Source organism: Ignavibacteria bacterium, from assembly GCA_016873845.1.
In the GTDB taxonomy this organism is placed as follows: Bacteria; Bacteroidota; Ignavibacteria; order Ch128b; family Ch128b; genus JAHJVF01.
The window spans coordinates 1-21455 of record VGVX01000014.1 but is presented as its reverse complement, the minus strand read 5'-3'; the positions used below and the strand labels follow the sequence as shown (position 1 = coordinate 21455).

The 21455-nt window shown below is 37.3% G+C and carries 20 protein-coding genes; 7 read left to right on the top strand and 13 right to left on the bottom strand.

Annotated features, from left to right (window positions below):
* Positions 1-15: 15 nt before the first annotated feature.
* From FJ213_04865 to FJ213_04810, 12 genes are all read right to left on the bottom strand, one after another.
* On the bottom strand, positions 16-864 hold the full coding sequence (locus FJ213_04865) for a hypothetical protein (GenBank protein ID MBM4175490.1): 849 nt from the start codon (positions 862-864) through the stop codon (positions 16-18).
* Positions 864-2141 (bottom strand): T9SS type A sorting domain-containing protein, encoded by a 1278-nt coding sequence (locus FJ213_04860; GenBank protein ID MBM4175489.1) that lies wholly within the window; start codon positions 2139-2141, stop codon positions 864-866. Before FJ213_04860 ends, FJ213_04865 begins: the two co-directional genes overlap by 1 nt.
* A 62-nt stretch (positions 2142-2203) precedes the next feature.
* Entirely contained in the window at positions 2204-3823 is a 1620-nt protein-coding gene (locus tag FJ213_04855) for a PEGA domain-containing protein (protein ID MBM4175488.1), read from the bottom strand.
* A complete protein-coding gene (locus FJ213_04850; protein MBM4175487.1) occupies positions 3775-5271 on the bottom strand; it encodes a GAF domain-containing protein in 1497 nt (498 codons plus the stop codon). The genes FJ213_04855 and FJ213_04850 overlap by 49 nt, the downstream gene beginning before the upstream one ends.
* A 5-nt stretch (positions 5272-5276) precedes the next feature.
* Positions 5277-6212, bottom strand: coding sequence for a hypothetical protein (locus FJ213_04845; protein MBM4175486.1), 936 nt, complete (start codon positions 6210-6212; stop codon positions 5277-5279).
* A 161-nt stretch (positions 6213-6373) separates the two neighbouring features.
* Entirely contained in the window at positions 6374-7264 is an 891-nt protein-coding gene (locus tag FJ213_04840; protein MBM4175485.1) for a DMT family transporter, read from the bottom strand.
* A gap of 226 nt (positions 7265-7490) precedes the next feature.
* Complete coding sequence (locus tag FJ213_04835) at positions 7491-7949, bottom strand: hydrogenase maturation protease (protein MBM4175484.1); 459 nt, start codon at positions 7947-7949, stop codon at positions 7491-7493.
* A gap of 78 nt (positions 7950-8027) precedes the next feature.
* A complete protein-coding gene (locus tag FJ213_04830; protein ID MBM4175483.1) occupies positions 8028-9317 on the bottom strand; it encodes a Ni/Fe hydrogenase subunit alpha in 1290 nt (429 codons plus the stop codon).
* Positions 9310-10086 (bottom strand): oxidoreductase, encoded by a 777-nt coding sequence (locus FJ213_04825; GenBank protein ID MBM4175482.1) that lies wholly within the window; start codon positions 10084-10086, stop codon positions 9310-9312. The genes FJ213_04830 and FJ213_04825 overlap by 8 nt, the downstream gene beginning before the upstream one ends.
* A 1-nt stretch (position 10087) precedes the next feature.
* Positions 10088-10927, bottom strand: coding sequence for a Ni/Fe hydrogenase subunit gamma (locus tag FJ213_04820; protein MBM4175481.1), 840 nt, complete (start codon positions 10925-10927; stop codon positions 10088-10090).
* On the bottom strand, positions 10924-11400 hold the full coding sequence (locus FJ213_04815; GenBank protein MBM4175480.1) for a cyclic nucleotide-binding domain-containing protein: 477 nt from the start codon (positions 11398-11400) through the stop codon (positions 10924-10926). Before FJ213_04815 ends, FJ213_04820 begins: the two co-directional genes overlap by 4 nt.
* Entirely contained in the window at positions 11400-12533 is a 1134-nt protein-coding gene (locus tag FJ213_04810) for a sulfite reductase subunit A (GenBank protein ID MBM4175479.1), read from the bottom strand. The genes FJ213_04815 and FJ213_04810 overlap by 1 nt, the downstream gene beginning before the upstream one ends.
* A gap of 528 nt (positions 12534-13061) precedes the next feature.
* On the opposite strand from FJ213_04810, the gene FJ213_04805 reads away from it, so the two are divergent.
* The 5 genes from FJ213_04805 to pcaF are packed head-to-tail and all read left to right on the top strand — an operon-like array spanning position 13062 to position 18495.
* Positions 13062-14567, top strand: a complete 1506-nt coding sequence (locus FJ213_04805; GenBank protein MBM4175478.1) for a hypothetical protein — start codon at positions 13062-13064, stop codon at positions 14565-14567.
* Entirely contained in the window at positions 14557-15267 is a 711-nt protein-coding gene (locus tag FJ213_04800; GenBank protein MBM4175477.1) for a 3-oxoacid CoA-transferase subunit A, read from the top strand. Before FJ213_04805 ends, FJ213_04800 begins: the two co-directional genes overlap by 11 nt.
* Entirely contained in the window at positions 15264-15917 is a 654-nt protein-coding gene (locus FJ213_04795; protein MBM4175476.1) for a CoA transferase subunit B, read from the top strand. Before FJ213_04800 ends, FJ213_04795 begins: the two co-directional genes overlap by 4 nt.
* Before the next feature lie 14 nt (positions 15918-15931).
* On the top strand, positions 15932-17293 hold the full coding sequence (locus tag FJ213_04790; GenBank protein ID MBM4175475.1) for an aspartate aminotransferase family protein: 1362 nt from the start codon (positions 15932-15934) through the stop codon (positions 17291-17293).
* A complete protein-coding gene (gene pcaF, locus FJ213_04785; protein ID MBM4175474.1) occupies positions 17293-18495 on the top strand; it encodes a 3-oxoadipyl-CoA thiolase in 1203 nt (400 codons plus the stop codon). The genes FJ213_04790 and pcaF overlap by 1 nt, the downstream gene beginning before the upstream one ends.
* A gap of 95 nt (positions 18496-18590) precedes the next feature.
* Here the strand turns inward: pcaF and FJ213_04780 are convergent, their stop codons facing one another.
* Positions 18591-19070, bottom strand: a complete 480-nt coding sequence (locus FJ213_04780) for a hypothetical protein (protein ID MBM4175473.1) — start codon at positions 19068-19070, stop codon at positions 18591-18593.
* Between the two features lie 306 nt (positions 19071-19376).
* Here FJ213_04780 and FJ213_04775 point away from each other — a divergent pair, with 306 nt between their 5' ends.
* Both FJ213_04775 and FJ213_04770 read left to right on the top strand, forming a co-directional pair.
* Positions 19377-20240 carry a hypothetical protein gene (locus FJ213_04775; GenBank protein MBM4175472.1) on the top strand — a complete coding sequence of 288 codons (864 nt, stop codon included), beginning with the start codon at positions 19377-19379 and terminating at the stop codon, positions 20238-20240.
* Positions 20241-20254: 14 nt separating this feature from the next.
* A partial coding sequence (locus tag FJ213_04770; protein ID MBM4175471.1) for a hypothetical protein occupies positions 20255-21455 on the top strand: 1201 nt, incomplete at its 3' end.

Here is a 21455-nt window from a genome sequence, read left to right as displayed (position 1 = left end):
AATCCGATTTCAGACTTAAAGTGGGAGTCTTAATCTAAAAATTGCATCAAAGTTTCTTGTGAAAGGAGTGAGATTGTAATCCCGATTTGAGGTAAAATATTCCGCACCACTGTTCGATAAGAATGCAAGATCAATTTGGGAGTATAACCAAACAAGAGTAAGTGAAATTAATGAAATGTTTCTCAGTTTATAAGATGTGTTATAAGAATTATAAAGTTCATCGATTTGTGGTTGTGTTGTGGCGGCAAGATAATCCTTTTCCTTGCTGTGTGCATCGAATGAGAAGTAAATAGATGAGGTGAGCGTAACAGCTGTTGAAGAAATCAAAAACCATCCCTTTGTATTGCTTCCATTATTGAGATGTCCCCAGCCTGGAAGAATTAGTGATTTAATAAATGAAGTTTTTAAATTCGTTGAACTAGATTGGAACTTGTCCTTTTCAATCTTTAACAAAGAATCAATATTAATTTTCTCTTCAACTTTAATTTGCTTTGGCGGCTCGCTTGAATATTCTTTTTTTATTGATTTGTAGAATGAAACAATCTTTGGTGAATTTTTGAGTGAATCCAAATTGTATTGATTGTTGAGTTTTAGAATTTCTTTAAAACTTTCTTTTGAGGAATTTTCATCCCAAAGAGAGTAGTGTGAAATCGCTTTCATCCTTAGAATTTCGATTCTATCATTGAGCAGCAAAGAATCGCTGGTATTAAGAATTTTTTCAGAAAGGGAGATAACATTTTTGTAATCAAATGTTTCAAACTTATTTTTTATTGAATCAAGTTCTGAGGAAATCTGTTGTGAGAAAAGCTCCTGCTTCAGACTGGCGCCTTGAAGTACTATCAGCAATATGCAGTATCTAAGCATTATTTTAAGAGCACCATTTTTTTCGAAGCTGTGAATTGTTTCGCTGAAAGTTTGTAAAGATAAACACCTGCCGAAAGCGGATTGTTAAGATCATCCTTCCCCAGCCATTCCAATTCGTGTACACCAGCTTGAAATTCTTCATTGCAAAGTGTCTTTACTTTTTCCCCTAAGAGATTGAAGATTTCTATCAAAATATTCGATTTTTGAGCAATTTTGAAAGAAATTGTTGTCGAAGGATTGAATGGATTCGGATAGTTTTGCATTAATGTAAATTCTGTAGGAGACAGATGAGTTTCTTCGACATTAGTCATTAAATCTAAATGTTCGACGAATGGCACATCCCGTCTTGATAAATCTTCGCCGCCAAAAACGTAAACAGAATTTTTAAATCTTACTGCAATTGGATTTCGTCGTGGAAAATTAAGAGAGGGACCAAATCGGATTGTGATATTGCCCGGCGCTGCAGTGAAAATTTCAGTTGAAGTCATGGCTCGAATACTTTCATTATATCCCCCAATAATTATAATTTTATCGTCATCAAAATTGATGGCTGCAGCACCAGCCCTTGCAAGATTTAATGGAATTGATATTTGATGAAAGTGTTTAGTGAATGCGTTGAATCTGAATATTTTCGGAGTCACACCAAAAGCAACTCCACCAAAGATAAAAATGTCGTTCCTAATAGATGCAACAGCTTGATGAATTGGCAATTGGATATTCGTATAAACTGAATCAAAAATAAATGTAACGGAATCATTTTTTACATCATACTCAGAAATATATGCTAAATGGTTTGGCATGATCGAAGGATTGTTTTTTGATCCGCCGATTAAATACAATTTTTCCCCTATTACTTCTCCGCTGAGAAAAATGCGATTGAAATTTTCATTGAATCGGAAAAAGTATGGATCGCTTTTAAGATTCCACATCTCCATTGAAAAATAATTTGAAGGGGATGGGCCTCTAACGCTGCCACCGCAGATGATTACACTGTCTTTAAACTGTGCAGCGAGAAACGCCGAGCGGCTTAGTCGCATGTGCCCAAATACACGCCATCGATTCGCTTTCGGATTATATTCTTGAATTAGATTAATCGGTATTCCGAGTGAGTCTGAAAATCCACCTAAGATGTAAATCATAGAATCTTTCACAACTGCTTGTCCGTCAGAAACTGGAAATGGCATTTGACTTACAATCTTCCAACTTGGTGTCTGGGAATATATCATGCTGCTGGTTATGACCAGTAAGATAATCAATATTTTAACATATACTTTCATGACCTAAAAAACATTTATTATAAAATAACTCAATAATCGTACCAGTAAATTCATCTGCATTATCACTTTTGGATAAAATTATATTTAAATATCAATGTGTCGCTTTTTTTTATTTCGATTTGAGTAGTAAAAGTCTCAAAATTTGGATTTGAAATCGATAGTTTATATTTACCTGGCTTTAGTGAAATCGGTCTTCGAAATGGGGTTTGTCCGAATGAATTACCATTTAAGAGAATTTCTCCCCAAGGGTAGATTTGGCACTCTAGGAATCCGTAAATATCAAATAAATTTACTTCCAATAATTCAAATTCATCTGGTCTGATAGAAATTTTTTGCGTGTATACCGGGAAGTCTGGGTGAACCAGCTTTAATTCGTATTCGCCAGGCAAGAAACGTATTGGTTGTTCGAGTGGCGTAGTATCGATTTTTTTACCGTCAATGTATACATCAGCCCAAGGAAGACATTCAATTGTCAATTTTCCCGGAACATTTGATGGAATTGTTTTATTGTTCGAATTATTCACTTGAAGATTTTCAGAATTGACAACAATTGGATCTGAAATTTGCCCTGAATCCTCTCTTTCGTTTTTATTCTGACTGGATTTTAATTCATCAGTATTCTTAGTTAGGTTATTATCATCAGCGTTAGAAGACTTGGCGGTGTCAATAATTGGTGCATTTTCATTAGTCGCATTTGAGGTTGAATTAGTTGAAAAATGATAAATAAAAAACAAAAGGGCAGCAATTACTAAAATTGCAAATACCGGTAATAGTTTCCTTAGTGTAAAATTGTTTTGAGAGACAACCTCAGTTTGCTTATCAATAGTAACTCCAAGTATATTCAAGACGGTTTCGGCAGAATCTGCTCGGCTTCTCAGACTTTTCTTCAAAAGGGATCGAACCGCAGTTTGATAATGGCTCGGGAGGCCTGCCAATTGACTATTAAAATTTTCATCATCAAAAGTAAGGATGTTATTTATTGTCGAATTTAAATCTTGTCCTACAAATGGATTTTTGCCTGCAAATATTTCGAAGGCGACAATTCCTCCAGAGAATAGATCGCTTTGATTTGTCAGCTGTTCTCCTCGGATTTGCTCTGGTGACATGTAACTAGGAGTTCCGACAATTGAAGATTTATTTGTAACAAGATTTTCTTCACTTGTGAGAGCTAATCCGAAGTCTGCTATTTTCAGATGATAACGATCGTTGATAAGAATGTTTTCGGGTTTTAGATCTCTATGGACGATCGAATTTTTATGAGCGTAAGCCAATCCTTTAAACATCTGAACAACGATTGATAACTTTTGTTCGATGCTGAGTGTATTACTTTTCAAGACCTGCCGAAGATTTCTACTTTCAAAATGCTCGAACGAAATGTAGAAGTGTTCCCTGAACATTCCGAAATCGAGTACCTTAATAATATTCGGATGGTCGAGCTTTGCGAGGATTTTTGCTTCACGCTTAAACCGCTCAAGTATTGTTGGATCAGAAAGATTAACTGAATCTAGAGTCTTTAAAATTATTTTCTTTCCAAGAAAAATATGGTTGGCTAGATAAACACTCGTGAACTCATCTTTTTTTAGAGTCTCTAGAACTTCGAATTTTTCGAAAAGATATTTATCTTTTTGATTATTCAATTTGGATCCTTGCCTTCGATTTCTTTTAATTTCATTTGCACCCATCGAACAGAAACTCCAAGAGATTTTGCAGTAAGTGTGCGGTTGTCATCGAACTGTTTTAATCTTTTATTCAATAATTGCATTTGAAAATCTTCGAGTGTACCTTTAAAGTTCACCAAGTTTTGTCCTTCTTCAATTACAATATGTTCCGGTGCCAGTTCACTTTCGTCGCAAAGTATTAATGCTCTCTGAAGCACATTTTGAAGCTGTCTTACATTCCCTGGCCAATAATGGCTCTCTAATTTCTTAACTGTATCAGGTAATAGCTTAACATTATCGTTGGAAAATTTTTTTGTAAAGTGATGTGCAAGAATTGAAATATCCCCTTTGCGTTCACGAAGCGGTGGAATAATTATTGGGAAGACATTTAACCTATAATAAAGGTCTTCTCTGAACTTCCCTTCGCCCACAAGTTCTTTTAAGTCTTGATTTGTGGCAGCAATGATTCTTACGTCTACCTTGATGGTTTGCGTATCACCAAGACGGATGATTTCTCTATTCTGAAGAACACGCAGCAATTTTGCCTGAAGTGCTGATGAGATATCTGCAATCTCATCCAAAAAAAATGTTCCTTGTTCGGCGACTTCGAACAAGCCTTTTTTATCAGAAGTTGCTCCGGTAAAAGCTCCTTTCTTATAACCAAATAGTTCACTCTCGAGTAAAGTGTCGGGAATTGAGCCGCAGAATTGAGCCAAGTACGGTTTATCTCTCCGCGAACTCAAATTATGAATTGCTTGTGCAATAAGCTCTTTTCCAGTTCCGCTTTCACCAAGAAGAAGCACTGTCGCATCAGTCCCTGCGACTTTGTGGATTAAGCTTACAAGATTTTTCATCGCAGGACTCTCACCAATCATATCTGGAATGCTTTGAAATGATTGAAGTTGATTTCGCAGGAGAAGATTTTCATCTTTCAATTTTTCTATGTCGCTAATCTTTTCTAAAGCAAGTGAGACTAAATTCGAAACGAAATCAAGAAAGATCAGATTTTCTTCAGTGAATTCTTTTCTGTTTATTCGACTGTCAGCAAATATAACTCCCCAAACATTTTCATCTCTAATAATTGGTACGCCAAGAACTGATTTAATATTGTGAATTTGAACACTATCGAACTGTGAAAGTTTTGGATCGCTCTGAACATCGTGATAAAGGCAGGGTTTTTTTGAGCTAATTACTTGCTGAAGAATACCTGATGAAAAAGTTGAGAGGTCTTGAATATTTTCCTTCTGAAGATTTCGAGCTGCGATGATCAAGAACTGACTTGTATTCGCATCAAATTTTGCGAACAAGCCGCGTTCAGCATTGATTACTTGGATTATTAAATCGAGAGTTTCTTCAATTAACGTTTCTTGATAAGCAACAGAATTCAATCTCTGGCTGATGTGATAAAGAATATCGAACTGCTCTCTGCTGATGGTTTTGATTTGTTCTATTTCAGGTTTTACTTTTGGCATAATATTTAATTAACTCTGAATGAAGCCGGTTTCGATCTTGATTTGTTTGAGAATTTATCTACGCACCATAAAACCCAAAAATATCCTCGAGAGGGGAGAGTTGCCGTAATTGTAACTGCTATACTATCCGCACTGATTTTATCTTTCTGCCAGACAGCTGCAGGAGGAATATCATCAGTTAAAACCTCCGCAGTATATGTGAATTCGAAACCAGGCGTAAACCTTCTCCACTTAAGTATCGGAGATGAAGTAACAGATTCGCCGTTCAATGGGTAATCAAGAATTATTTCCTGTTTAATTGCACGATTGAGCTTATCACTTCCAATTGTATGTGTTTTGCTGAACAAATCCTTAACGATTATATTGAACTGTAAACCGATTGCTTCTTCAATATCATCAATTTTGAGATCACTCTGCGAAAATATTTTTTCATACATTTTGGATGTTGCATTGTAAATCAAATCAAGCTTAACATTGAGATCTGTATTTTCGAGGAAAACCGAATCGATGTCATTGTCCTTGTCTGAAACTTTTGCTTTTACTTCTAAAGAAGCCGTCTGAATATCCGGATATTGATTTAAAACAGTTGTAAAAAGCACAAGACTGTCGAGTTTTGGAATTTCATTTAGGAACGATTGAATATTATAATTTTTTTTGTCCTGCCAGTCAATGTAAACTGAATCGATGGCGTAACCTTCTTTTTGAATTGTGAGCCATCCATTGTAGGGGAACACATTCTCAATTTTGAAATATCCTGAAGCGTTGGTTTTGACCAATTTATTTTCTCCGCTCCAGTTTATTAAAACCTCGCTGATGGCTTTTCTTGGTACCGCAAAAGTCTGGATAGTTCCTTCAATTGAGGCAAAAGCAAAATTTGGATTATTCGGATCAAGCGGATTATTGCGCGGTGCATCGCATGAAATATTTGATAACACAAACAAAACAAATACCGAAAAATTTAAGAACTTATTACAAAGATGCTGCTTGTGTATTTTCAGATGTGGAAATGTCATCTATTTAATTATCGAACAATCTTTGTCAAATATAATTTTTTTGGAAACAAGATATGACTTTTTGTTACTGATAATAAATGAATTTTCGTTTATCTCAGAAACAAAATTGCTACACCGAGCACTGTAATGAAAGCGCCAAGAATCGCTCGCCAGCTGAGCGGTTCCTTGTAGAAATACTTTACGAGTGGAAGCATGATCACAGGAACTGTCCCCATAATCGTTGCGGCGATACCGACTTTGGTGTTTGCAATGGCGATAAGTGAGAAAGTGATCCCAAGAACTGGACCGGCAATTGATCCGCCAATAGTTAAAGTTAATGCTTTGGTGTCTTTCTGAAATGTTTTGATTGGATTTTTGAATTTCCCTAGAAGGAGTACTATAGGGAAGAGTATGATGATCGAGGAAATTAATCTTACAATTGTCGCAATCAATCCATTTATGCTTCCTTCGTTGAAAGCGAACTTAGCAAAAATTAATGCAGCCCCTTGTCCTGCAGCACCAAGAAATCCAAAAATTATTCCTGTGTAGTTGTGTTTTTTAGAGGACTTATCCTTTTCATTCCGCTCCAAAACTACAAGTGCAATTCCACAAATTGTAATTAGCATTCCAACGATTCCCCAGAAAAATAGAATTTCTTTCAGAACAAAATATGCGAGCAGAGCAGAAATTATTGGAGCGCTTGACATTATCAGCATGCTGACTCTTGCGCCAATTTGCTGATAAGCTTTGAAGAGAAACGAATCACCAAATGCAAGTCCGAATAAACCGCTGACAGCGAGATTAAAAATCTGAGATCCCGAAAGGGAAAAATCGATTTGGAATAATAGAATAATTAGTCCCAAAATAATAATAGCAAAAAGCTGGCGAGTGACGTTAAGTTGTGTTGAACCGATACGTATTGCTGCGGCAGCAAACAGCATTGAGGTGGCTGACCAAAGGATGGCAGTTAGAAGTGCGCTTAGTTCACCTAAAAGGGGCATAGTTGTGTCTTATTCATTTAACAATCATATGTAAGATAAGAACTAGGGAGTTTGGGTGAAATAATTTTTGGATTGTGATTCAACTAATTTCCATCGTGATTCTTTGAGTCTTAGTTCCGTTAGCTAACGGATTAGTGGCAATAAATTCAATAGTTAAACAAATTAAATGTAGCTACCACAAAGTCACTAAGTCACGAGGTCTCACAAAGTCATTTTGAGAAAATCTCTACTGTTCAATTTTAATACGCTCAATAATCAAATTAATCACATGATCAGATGCTTCAATTACTTTTTCAGAGATCTTCTCGCCAAAACTAAAGTTCTTTCCTTCGATTCCATAAATAAGTAATCGTTCAGGTAACTCTCCTAGTTTTCGGCTTACTTCGACCGCTTCCGCTAATCCGAATGCGTGTGAGGAATAATTGAAAAATTTTATCGGAAGCGATTGTTCTGTTACATCAAACTTAAATATTTTTCCTGGCTTGCTTCCAGAATTAACCGCATCCACAACAATTACAAATTTTTGGTTCTTCCATAATTCAATCAATTCAGAACCTTCGCCGCTTGCCTCAATTACTACGATATTTGGCAGGTTCAACTGCTTGATTTTTCGAGAGATAAGAATACCAATTCCATCGTCGCTGCGGAATTCATTGCCAATGCCGATTAGAAGAATATTCAACATGGATTGAAAAAATAGAACGCAGATGACGCAGATTGAACAGATTTTCGCAGATTGAGAAAAGAATTGGAGAAGAATAAATCAGTCATTTTCAAATTTCAGTTTCAAAAAGTGTGTGGCGCAGGAAATGCAAGGATCGTAGTTTCTTATCGTCTGTTCGCATTTCCAGGTTAATTCATCTTTTTGAAGATTAATATTTTTTTCAACGAATTTTAAGAGATCGTCTTCAATCTGTTTTTGATTTTGAGAAGTTGGTGGGACGATTTTCGCATCTTGAATTATCCCTTCGTCATCAATTCTGTATCGATGATATAAAATTCCTCGTGGAGCTTCCGTACATGCATATCCAGTTCCAGCTTTCGGCTCTACATCTACAAAAGGTCTTTCCGGAATATCAAGCTGCTCAATTATTCGCAGCGCTTCATCGCAGGCGTAAAGTGTTTCGAGTGCACGTACAATAATTCCTTTGAATGGATTATTCATTGGTGGAGTTAAATCAACATCATTAGCGACTTGTTTTGTTATCGTTGAGAGTTTGTCAAAATTTAGGTTGTATCGCGCAAGAGGTCCGACAAAGTAATTTTCCTCTTTTAGTTTTAGTGATTGAAGTGCATTCGAATGTTGAACATGTTCTTCGATAAAATGATCTTCGTATTCATTGATACTAATATCGAGCCCATCGTTCGAAATCAATCTTCCCTCGTTCAATGGATATTCATTTGGATTTGAAAGAGAGACAAATTTATAATTTTGATCAAAATCTGGGAAGGGAAGAGACGCAGTCCATTTAACTGTTTCGATAGCTGCATCGCGAGCCCACTTAAGCCGGTCTGAAATTATGAGGAATTCCGATTTTGCGGGTATCTTATAGAAACCCCCGACACGTACATTAATTGGATGGATTTCTCTCCCACCCAGAAGATTAACAATATCGTTTCCAGTTTTTTTAAGCTCCAAAGCTTTTTTAACTGTTTCAGGATGATCGGCTGCCATTTGAATGGCGTCATCATACCCCAAAAAATCTGGTGCATGAAGAAGATAAATGTGAAGTGTGTGGCTTTCGATCCATTCTCCGCAGTAGAGTAAGCGGCGGAGTTCTCGAAGCTGACCATCGATTTTTACTCCAAGAATATTTTCCATTGCATGAATTGAACTCATTTGATATGCAATGGGGCAAATTCCGCAGATACGAGCAGTTATATCCGGTGCTTCTGTATAATGTCTGCCGCGAAGAAATGCTTCAAAAAATCTCGGCGGCTCGAAAATTTTAAATTTTACATCTTTAACTTTGTTGTCTTTGATCTTTACAAGGAGTGAGCCCTCACCTTCAACTCGTGCAAGATAATCAACTTTAATCGTTTTACTATTCATGAGCCTCACTCTCCTTACGAAATGCATCTGCATAAGCGTTAAATCCACGGAAGGTTCTCACAATCTCATCATTTTTTAAACCATTTGAGCTAAACCACTCTGCCAACGAGCTTGTATTTGTCGTCTCTTTCGGGCCGTAGCATCCAAAGCAGCCTCGATCGTAAGAGGGGCAGAGTGCATTACAACCGGCATGAGTTACTGGACCTAAGCAAGGGATGTTTTTTGTAACCATTACGCACACACTTGAGCGTCTTTTACATTCAATACAAACACTATGAGGTGAAATATTTGGTTTTCTATTATTCAGGAATGCGTTCACAACTTCAAGCAGTTGATATTTATTGATTGGGCAGCCGCGCAGTTCAAAATCAACATAAACGTGATTCGAGATCGGTGTTGATGTGCTTAATGTATCTATGAATTTGGGATTTGCATAGACAATATTTGTGAACTCTTTAACATCTTTAAAATTTCTCAATGCTTGAATTCCGCCGGCAGTTGCGCATGCACCAATCGTTACAAGAAATTTTGATTGTCTTCTTACTTTATGAATTCTCTCAGCGTCATGCGGTGTAGTGATAGAACCTTCCACGAGCGAAAGGTCATAAGGACCTTTTGAAACAGCACGTGAAGCTTCGGGGAAATTAGCTATATCGATAAATCCGGCAACACTTAATAACTCATCTTCGCAATCGAGTAAGCTTAACTGGCAGCCATCACATGAAGCGAATTTCCAAACAGCCAGTTTAGGTTTACTTTTTTTTGACATATTAAAACTCTCTTTTTCCGAAAATGTTTTGAATCTGGTCATAGCGGAAGACTGGTCCATCTTTACAAATAAACTCGGTGCCGTATAGGCAATGTCCGCACAAACCGATTCCGCATTTCATGTTTCTTTCCACTGAAACGTAAATGTTCTCAGAGGCAATACCACGCCTCGATATTTCAGTGATCGTGTATCTCATCATTATCTCGGGACCGCAGATCATAGCAATCGTATTGATCGGGTCAAAAGGGGCGCGTGGAATTAGTCTGGTTACTACACCGACATTACCATTCCATGCACGTGTTGCTCTATCAACAGTTACGTAAATGTCAATATCAAGTCTTGATTTTAATTTTTCTAATTCTTTACGGAACAAAATATCCTGCGGAGTTCGAGTTCCATAAAGCAAAATAATTTTTCCAAAATATTCACGTTTGGAAAGTATATGATAAATCACAGGTCTTAATGGAGCCAGTCCAATCCCACCGGCAACAAGTAACACGTCGTTTCCTTCGGCTTCTTTTACCGGCCAGTTTGTTCCGAAAGGTCCTCGGATGCCGATCACATCGCTTCTTTTTAATTTTGCCATTTCTTTTGTAACAGTTCCAACAGCGCGTGTTGTGTGAATCAATGATCCATTTTTAGTTGGATTGCCGCTTATTGAAATAGGAACTTCACCAATTCCGGCAATATAAAGCATGTTGAATTGCCCAGGAGCAAATGAGAATGTTCCGTTTTTCTCAATTGATTTAAGTTCAAGTGTGAATGTATCGTGCGTCTCTTTTATTACTCGTTGAATTTTATAAGGATGAGGAATCATCGGATCCATTATTGAGTGATTCATTTTTTTATTTTTGGTGTTGTTCCGCTGTAAACATCGAGAAGCTGCAATCGCATCGCATAAAGCCGTTGTTCGAATACACTTGCGAGTCTCTTCATTAATTCATAACCAAGTACATGATCATCTTCACATTTTCCGCGCAGACATTTTCCATCTAAAGCAATCGCTCTCGTAAGCTCTGTTGCTCTTCCGTCAAAATTCCATTCGTATGGAGGGATCAGCCACGACCAACCGAGTACTTCTCCTTCACCGATTGTTTGAATAGTTATCGGTCCGTATTCTGGGGTATAAATTTCAAGTGCAACTTTTCCCGATCGAAGAATATAAAACTCGTGTGCTTCTTCATTTTCTTTGAAGAGAAATTTATTTGGTTCAAATACAATATTCCTCGCACATCCAACTATTAGGTGAACATGCTCTGGACTTAAATCTTTTAGAAACGGATGTTCTACCAGAATCCTCTCAAGTGATTCCATTATTGGTTCTCCTCTATTAAAACTTGTTTAATATTTTTTGTCTCACGAATTGCGTTAATTTCAGCCGTGATATCTATCCCAACAGGGCACCAAGTGATGCACCTTCCGCATCCGACACAGCCAGATGATTCAAATTGTTTGTGCCAAGATGCAAATTTATGTGTCAGCCATTGACGGTAACGTGATTTAGTTGAATTACGAATGCTGCCGCCATGAATGTATGAAAAGTCAAGTGTAAAGCATGAATCCCACTTTCGAATTCTTTCAGCTTTTGTTCCAGTTAAATCTGTTATATCTTCTACAGTTGTGCAGAAGCAAGTCGGACATACCATTGTGCAATTCGCACATGACATGCATCTTTCTGCAACTTCGTCCCATCTTGGATGTTCAAAATTCTCAAATAGAATATCTTCGATTTTAGATACATCAATCTTGCGCTCCATCTGAGCGGCTGTAGTTTGAATTAAACTTTCAGCAGTTTGAATCTCTTTTTCATTCGGAGTGCTTGGATTTATTTTTTCTATAAATTTCTTACCGATTTCACTTCCTATATGGGAGATAAAATAGTGTGAATAATCTTGGTAAACTTCTGTCAGAGAAATATCGTATCCATTATTAACTTTTGGTCCGGCATTCATTGATGTGCAGAAACATGTCCCTTTGCTGGAAGTGCAATTCACCGCGATGATGAATAAATTCTCTCTTCTTTTTTTGTAGGAATGATCGATAAATTCCCCTTGAGTGAAAATTTTATCTTGTATCTGAATTGCATTTAATTCACATGCTCTAACGCCGATAAAAGCATATTTTTTCGGCGGCTCATCAATCGGTTTGAAAAAAAGATTCTTTTCCTCTTTATTAATCTCGAAGAGTTTTTGGACAGTGGGAAAAAGAAATTTTTTCCAGGATTGAGGTCCGCAAGTAAATTCAAATAAAGTATTTCTCCCAGATTTATTAATTCTGTATTTGCCAGGTTCTTGCTCATCTGTCCAGCCAATCGGTAAGTCGCTTGAGCTTTCAATTTCATCATAGATTACAGCTCCATCTTTCAGAACTGGCCCGATGAGATTATACCCATCACCTCTCAGAAGTTCAAATAGAGCATCAATTTCTTTAATCTCGATCTTATACATGATGACCTTATGTTTGAATATTAACCATTTTTAATTTGGTTGCGATTGAAATAAACAGGCAAGATTTATACCGCACAAAGAATTGCGTTTAAGTATTTTAGATGAAGTGTTAATTCTAATTATTCTCAATTTTGATAAATTATTTATTCAAACAATCTTAGAAATGAGAAACTAATTCGTAATTGATAATCAGGCGTCGCATGTAATAATGCCGCCTGAACGGAAATAATATAAACATTACGATATTAACAAAATAGAAGGCTGCAATATAGGTAGCACCTCAACGTGAATAATTTTCTGGTCTAATTTCAAATGTCAGAGTTAAAAAATATAAAGAACTGAGCGGATTCATTTTTATGCAATTAATAATTTGTTTAAATTTGTAATACAATTTTCAAACATGCCAAATCAAAAATCAAAAACATGAACACTACTAGTCAACAAAAAAGCAATAAAAACAATCACACGTATTCAATTAATGTCGAAAGTCTAATCAAGAGATTTCACTATACCGACGAAATTCAGGAGATAATTAAAAAAGAGAATCTTTTACCTGAAGGACTATTGAATCGCCTGCATATCGCATTTCCCAAATATTCCGGATTTAATGAGACAACTGAATTCTTTTTCACTGACAAAAAACAATATTCCGGATTGAATGGATTCAGAGAAATAGTGCAAATTTTATCTGACAATGGAATTGTTCTGGGTGATCTTAGAGAACGAGAACTCTTCATTGAAGTTTACCGCTTTATGGCTACAAAGCATGCATTGAATGCGATCAATTGGCAGAACTATAATAAAGATTCAATTTTTCAGCTTGTTTTTCCTCAGCCGGGAATGATAAGAAAAGATATTGTTGATGCTTACTTAAATGCTGGGAGTGAAGCTGAGAAACAGCAAATTATAAAAGATTGCATACAAGAGACCAATCCACACGACGGAAAGCAAAAACTCAATAAACCGATTTTCAAAAAGGAAGATGGGACTTATGATGTTGTTGAAGGAACTCAGCACAAATATCCACAATGCCAGTTAATTTTTGACGTTCAAACTCAATATTGTTTTGCATTTTGTACTTACTGTTTCAGACATGCACAAGTTCGCGGTGATGAAGACATGTTTGTACAAAAAGATATTAATCAGATTCACGAGTATTTAAAGCAGCACAAAGAAGTAACTGATGTTTTAATTACCGGCGGTGATGCTGGCTATTTAACCTCAGATCGATTTGAGAAATACATAAACTCAATTATTGAAGATCCTGAACTCAGTCATATTAAAACTATTCGACTTGGAACCCGAGTTTTAACCTATAACCCTGAATTGATACTTTCAAGATCATACGAGAAAATGCTGAACCTATTCAAGAAGTTAAATGATAATGGAATACAATTGGTTTTCATGTCGCACTTTTCAACACCAAGAGAAATTCTTAATCTATCAACAATTGCTGCAATCCGCAGATTGAGAAATTTTGGTGCTGTTGTGAAAAGTCAAAGTCCGATTATGAATCACATCAGCTTATTCACAAAACCAGATGGAACAGTTGATGTAGATAGATCAGCACAGAATTGGATTGACTTGGGTAATTTATTAGCAATGCTTTCAGTTGGTTTTCATTCGATGTATTGCGCCAGACCGACTGGCGAACATCATTATTTTACAGCACCGCTTGCTGATATTAATAAAATTTTCAGTAAAGTTTATCGGTCGCTTGCGTCGATCAATCGTCCATCACGTTATATCACGATGACTTCCTCAGCTGGGAAAATTTCAATGATGGGAACCGTCGAAGTGAAAGGCGAGAAGCTTTTTGTCCTCAAATTTAATGAAGCTCGAAATATGGAATGGATAGACAATATCTATCTTGCGAAATATGATGAGAAAGAAAATACAATTGAAAAGTTAATGCCCTTTGATGCCGAAAAACATTTCTACGAAGATGAGTTGATTGAGATTGAGCAGCAGCTTCATGAAGCAATTAAGCAGAATTTACAAATTGAACCTGAAGTTGTTGAATATGATCAATAAAATTGTAAAATCTGTTCCCGAAGCTGTAGCTGAAATTTATGATGGAGCAACAATCATGATTGGCGGTTTCGGCGAAGCTGGAAGCCCGATCGAGCTAATTCATGCATTGGTTGATCATGGAGCAAAAGATTTAACTGTTGTAAGTAACAATACCGGTAACGGTCATGTGGGATTAGCTGCACTGATCGAAAACAGACAAGTAAAAAAAATGATCTGTTCATTTCCAAGAACTGCTCAATCTGTGGTTTTTCCTGACCTCTATTCAAAAGGGGAAATTGAACTTGAACTTGTTCCGCAAGGAACACTTGCAGAGAGAATCCGTGCTGGTGGAGCAGGAATTCCAGCTTTCTTTACACCCACTTCTGTTGGTACTCCGCTCGAAGCTGGCAAAGAAGTCAGAGAGTTTAATGGAAAAACGCACGTAATGGAGCTTGGAATCAAAGCGGATTTCGCCCTTATCAAATGTAGAATTGCAGATCGATTTGGTAATTTATTGTACAATAAAACTGCTCGGAATTTTAGTCCTATCATGTGCATGGCTTCAAAGAGCACAATTGTCCAGACAAGAAAAATTGTTCAAGCTGGTGAAATAGATCCTGAGATCGTTATAACACCGGGAATATTTGTAAAAAAAGTAGTTTTAGTAGAAAATCCAGTTAGCGAAAATCAGCTTTTGAAAGAAAATCGGAGATATCCATGAGTTCAGAAAAAAGTATCGGATGGAGCCGCGAACAAATCGCTCAAAAAATAGCTGGAGATATTCCCGATGGATCTTACGTGAATCTTGGCATCGGATTGCCTGAGCTCGTTGCTAATTATATTCCTAGTGATAGAGAAATTGTTTTTCATACAGAAAATGGTTTGCTAGGAGTCGGACCATCACCCGCCCCCGGTTTCGAAGATGACGAGTTAATTAATGCAGGAAAGAAAGCAGTTTCTGCTATCGAAGGTGCATGTTACTTCCATCATGCAGATAGTTTTGCAATGATACGAGGCGGACATATTGATATTTGTGTCCTCGGTGCATTTCAAATTTCAGAAAGTGGTGATTTAGCCAATTGGTCTACAGGTGAGCCAAAAGCGATTCCCGCTGTTGGTGGAGCAATGGATTTAGTTCAAGGCGTAAAAACTATTTACATTATCACTCAACATGTCACAAAATCAGGTGAGCCAAAAATAGTGAAAGAATGTACCTATCCGCTAACAGGGAAAAATGTTGTTTCAAGAATTTATACTGATTTCGCTGTTATAGATGTTAATCAAGGAAGCCTTTTTGTTCGTGAAATGGCTCCTGGTATTGATTTCGAGTTTTTACAGAAAAACACTGCAGCCCCTCTTCATAAAAATTAATAATAAGATTTAAAATGAGTTCCAATTTTATTGATCCCAAACAAATACTAAAAACAGAAGACTCACTTTATAATTTAGCCTGTGAATATCTGCCTGGTGGATTGAGCAGAAACATTATTTACCGGAAACCCCACCCGCATTATGTTGTGAGTGCGTCGGGATGCTATGTAACTGATATCCACGGCGTTAAACGACTTGATTGCGAAAATAACATTGCTTCATTGATCCACGGTCATGCGCATCCAAAACTTTTAGAAGTTGTTATCGATCAGCTTAAAAGAGGAACTGCTTTTACGCTGGCTACTGAAGTCGAGATTAACTATGCGCAGTTACTGTGTGAGAGAGTTCCGTCATTCGATCAAATTCGATTTGTCAATTCCGGCACAGAAGCAGTAATGGGTATGATAAAAACGGCTCGTGCTTATACAGGCAAATCAAAAATCGCAAAAGCAGAAGGTGCGTATCATGGAAGCTACGACTATGCTGAAGTTAGTCAAAATGCGAGTCCTTTGACTTGGGGGGATATTGATTCCCCGAACAGCGTTCCGAATGTTTATGGAACACCTCAAGGTGTGATGAACGATGTTATCATCTTTCCATTCAATGATTCAGAAAGAACAATTGCAATTCTCGACAGACACAAAGATGAAATAGCATGTATAATTATTGATCCAATACCACATCGAATTGGAATGATGAGAGCTTCAAGCGAATATATAGAGACACTTTATAATTGGACAAGAAAGAATGATTCTTTACTTGCATTTGACGAGGTTATCTGTTTTAGAGTAAACTACGATGGTGCACAAAGCTTTTTCGATGTAAAGCCGGATCTTACATCACTCGGTAAAATGATTGGTGGAGGATTTCCAATTGGAGCATTTGCTGGGAGAAGAGATGTAATGAGTGTACTCGATCCGCGAACTGGAAATGCACGTTTTCCTCTATCTGGGACATTTTCCGCAAATCCAATTTCGTTGACAGCCGGGAAAACTGCTCTGGAATTATTTAATAAAGATGCCGTACTAAAGCTAAATAACTTGACGCAAATTGCAAAAAAGCAAATTCAGGAAGCAGCTGCAGTTGCAGATATTCCATTATCAATTCTGGGAGAAGGTTCGATGTTTCGGCTGCATTTTCTTGAGAAGCCGCCTGGTTCGTATAGAGAATCATTCTCCGATGATAAAATGAAAAAAATCAATACGATGTTTCTTGATCATCTTTATGAAAAAAAAGTGATTCTTGTTAACTCGTGTTCCTGTATGTTATCAACCATCATGTCACAAACCGAAATAGATTTCTTGACTGAAGCAATGTTAAGTGCATTTAAACATATCAAACCGAATTTAGACTCGAAGGATAAGGGAAATAAATAATGAACGAAGCATACATTTGCGATGCAATCAGAACACCTGTAGGAAAGTATGGAGGAACTCTTGCTTCAATACGAACTGATGACTTAGCTGCAATACCGCTGAAAGCTTTGGTCGAAAGAAATCCTGGAATCAACTGGATGGAAGTTGACGACGTAATATTAGGATGTGCAAATCAAGCAGGGGAAGATAATCGAAATGTCGCTCGAATGTCTCTGCTGTTGGCAGATTATTCAGAAACGATTCCAGGCGTAACTGTAAATAGATTATGCGGCTCTGGAATGGAAGCCGTTGCAATGGCTGCAAGAAGCATAAAAGTTGGAGAAGCTGATCTTATTATTGCTGGCGGTGTTGAAAGCATGTCGCGAGCTCCCTTCGTCATGGGTAAAGCATCAGAACCATTTTCCCGAAATGCACAGTTATACGATACAACGATTGGCTGGCGATTCATAAATAAAAAAATGGAAGAACAGTATGGCAGCGATTCAATGATCGAAACTGCCGAAAATCTTGCAGTTGAATATAAAATCAGCCGTGAGGATCAAGATCTATTTGCATTTCGAAGCCAAACTAAAGCTCAAGCCGCACAGAAAAAGGGACTCTTCATTGATGAAATAATTCCAGTCAATATCCCGCAACAGAAAGCCGAGGCAATAATTTTTAAAGATGATGAACATTTGCGATTAACCTCGATAGAAAAATTAGCCGCATTAAAACCAATTGTAAATTTAAATGGAACTGTTACAGCGGGAAATGCATCGGGAGTAAATGATGGAGCTGCAGCGCTTATAATAGCGTCTGATAAAGCAATCAAGAAATATCGACTTACACCCATCGTGCGGATTTTGGGAAGCAAAGCTGCTGGAGTTGAACCGCGAATAATGGGAATCGGTCCGGTTCCAGCTGCAAAACGAATTCTCAACCATCTAAATTTAAAATTAGATGATGTAGAACTTATCGAGCTGAATGAAGCATTTGCATCTCAGTCGCTTGCATGCATCAGGCTGCTGGGATTAAAAGATGATGATCCAAGAATAAATCCGCTCAGTGGAGCGATCGCCTTAGGTCACCCGCTCGGAATGAGCGGAGCAAGATTAGTTACGACTGCTGTTTATCAAATGAAAAGGAACAAACTCAAAAATGCTTTGTGCACTATGTGCATTGGCGTAGGGCAGGGGATAGCGATGGTACTTGAGAGGATTTGAGAATATATGCTGAATGCGGAATGCAGAATGCGGAATGTGGAATTGAGAGGGCAGATCGTATCTCAGAAAATTTACACTCCGATTGTTTAGCTGAACTAAAAATATAAAATTAAAAACAGGAGTGGTAACAATATTCCAATTACTGTAAACCATTTTCCTCTCCCGGTAATTCCTTTTTTCCCTTCGATCATGAATAATCCAGTAACAGCGAGAAATATGAGTACAGCAGCGTAAATGTCAGCAACGTATGTCCAGAGTTTTTTAGGATGATTCAAGTGCAGGAAATTTAATTCACGTAGAAAACCGCGGCTGCTCACAATTTCGTTTTCAATTTCACCTGTGAGAAGATTGGCTTTAATAGTATTTCCTTCCAAATATATTTGAATACTATTTTTATCAGGTCTGAATGAACTGTTTAACTTTCTTGTCTCATTTAATCGTGATAAAATTGAATTGATTAAAATTGAATCGGGAAGAGTTCCATTTAAATCAGTTACATCGATTTTGGTTTTAGTTTTTTCAATAACATAATTTGGATTCCACTTACTGATGATGAAAAAACAAGAATAAGTAATTACTTAAAAACTAATACTAAAGTAAATTATGAAGTAACTGTAGGTCCAAAAGATTCAAAATTTGATTTTAAGCTTAAACTTCAAATAGCGATTAGTGCAGGATTAACCTGGGAAGGAATTTAGCCAACAAACTAGAAATTAAGTGTAGAGTCCACATCTGGTTTGTACATTTTAAATAAAAAAAAAAGTTAAAGTCTTTAAAACAAAAAACCTCTCAATTTGAGAGGTTTTTTATTTTTAATAAACTCGGGAACTTTAAAAAGGGTTTAAGATGTTTAGAATTTATAATTTACTAAAAGGAGAATCATGAAGTTAAAAATAACATTTCTGATGATATTATTCACATCACTAAGCTCATTTGCTCAGTTAGAAGGTATTTTGGGTACAATGACAAATAAAGATGTAGAATCATATACAACACCGCTTGCCACGACAGTAGGCACAGCATTAAACTCTGGAGTTTACAGCTCAGCACATATCCCCAAGAGTTTTGGATTATCCATAGCATTCAATGCAATATATGTGATGATCCCGGATGAGCAAAGAACATATCAGCCAAGCTCGCTTGATACGGCAAAAGGCTATAACAACACAACAAAAGTATCGACAATATTCGGCCCAACGGGTTCAAAAATATTTACTGGCGGAGATGGTATGGCGGCATTTCCTGGAGGATTTAATTTAGCTCATGCAACATTTGTATTACCGCAGATATCATTACATGCATATCATACAGAGCTTTTAGTAAGATATTTTCCGGGAATAAAGATAGTGGATAAAAAATTCAATTTACTGGGGTTGGGCGTAAGACATTCATTCGGGCAATATTTTAATTTACCAGTAGATGTATCAATACACGGATTTTACAACAGCTTCAAAGTAGATGAATTAGTATCGTCAACAAACACAGCATTTGGCATTGCAGTATCGAAGACATTTGGAATGTTAACACCATATGGCGGAATACAAATGGAATCCTCAGATATGAAGTTCAACTATGAAAAGACAGAATTGGGAAAAGAAATAAAAGTAAATACAGAAGTAAAGGGAGAGAACAAGCTTCGATTAACAATAGGTGCAGAGTTTAGATATGAGTTAATAGCCTTGCATTTAGATTACAATTTAGGGAACCAAGGCACAGCAATAGCCGGAATAACATTGAAATTTTAATAGAGGAAAATAAAATGAAAAGAATAAAACAAATAGTAATAATACCAATAGTATTAATATTTGGTATGATATACAGCTCTTGTGAACTTATTGTTGCCCCTGATAGAACGAAGATAGAAAATTCTCCAGAAATACCAATTGTTGTAGAAGATATACTTACTTATAAAGAAGACAAACTCAAAACTTCAGGTAGTTTTGATTACGCTGAAAACAAGACGTATAAAGATTTGAAGAGTAATCTTATTGAGGACAAAGTAATTTCATTCGTTACATTACAAACCATAGAAGACAACGCCACCAATCGTGATACATGGACACCGCAGACAAGAAAAACATCTTCAACTCTTTCCGGAGTCTCCTTCACAGATGCAAATACCGGAACTGTTGTGGGATGGAGTGGCACAATCCTCCGCACAACAGACGGAGGGATTAACTGGACAAAGCAGACAAGCGGAACAACTGAAAATCTTTACGGAGTCTCTTTCACAGATGCAAATAACGGAACTGCTGTGGGATCTGATGGCATAATCCTCCGCACAATAGACGGAGGGGCTTCATGGACACCGCAGACAAGCGGAACACCTCAACGTCTTTCCGGAGTCTCCTTCACAGATGCAAAAAACGGAACTGCAGTGGGATACAGTAGCACAATTCTCCGCACAACAGACGGAGGGGCTTCATGGACACCGCAGTCAAGCCCAACAACTGAAGCTCTTCACGGAGTCTACTTCACAGATGCAAATAACGGAACTGCTGTGGGACTTGATATTAGTGGTGGCACAATCCTCCGCACAACAAACGGAGGGGTTACATGGACAAAGCAGACAAGCGGAACAACTCAATTTCTTCACGGAGTCTCCTTCACAGATGCAAATAACGGAACTGTTGTGGGAGGTGGAGGCACAATCCTCCGCACAATAAACGGAGGGACAAACTGGACACCGCAGACAAGCGGAACACCTCAACGTCTTTCCGAAGTCTCCTTCACAGATGCAAATACCGGAACTGTTGTGGGAGACAATGGCACAATCCTCCGCACAACAAACGGAGGGGTTTCATGGACAAAGCAGACAAGCGGAATAACTGAAGATCTTTACGCAGTCTCCTTCACAGATGCAAATAACGGAACTGCTGTGGGAGACAATGGTAAAATCACCCGATTTACAAAAGGGGGTAAGTTTGATATTGATGTAAAATTCAAAGATGTTTCGGGGG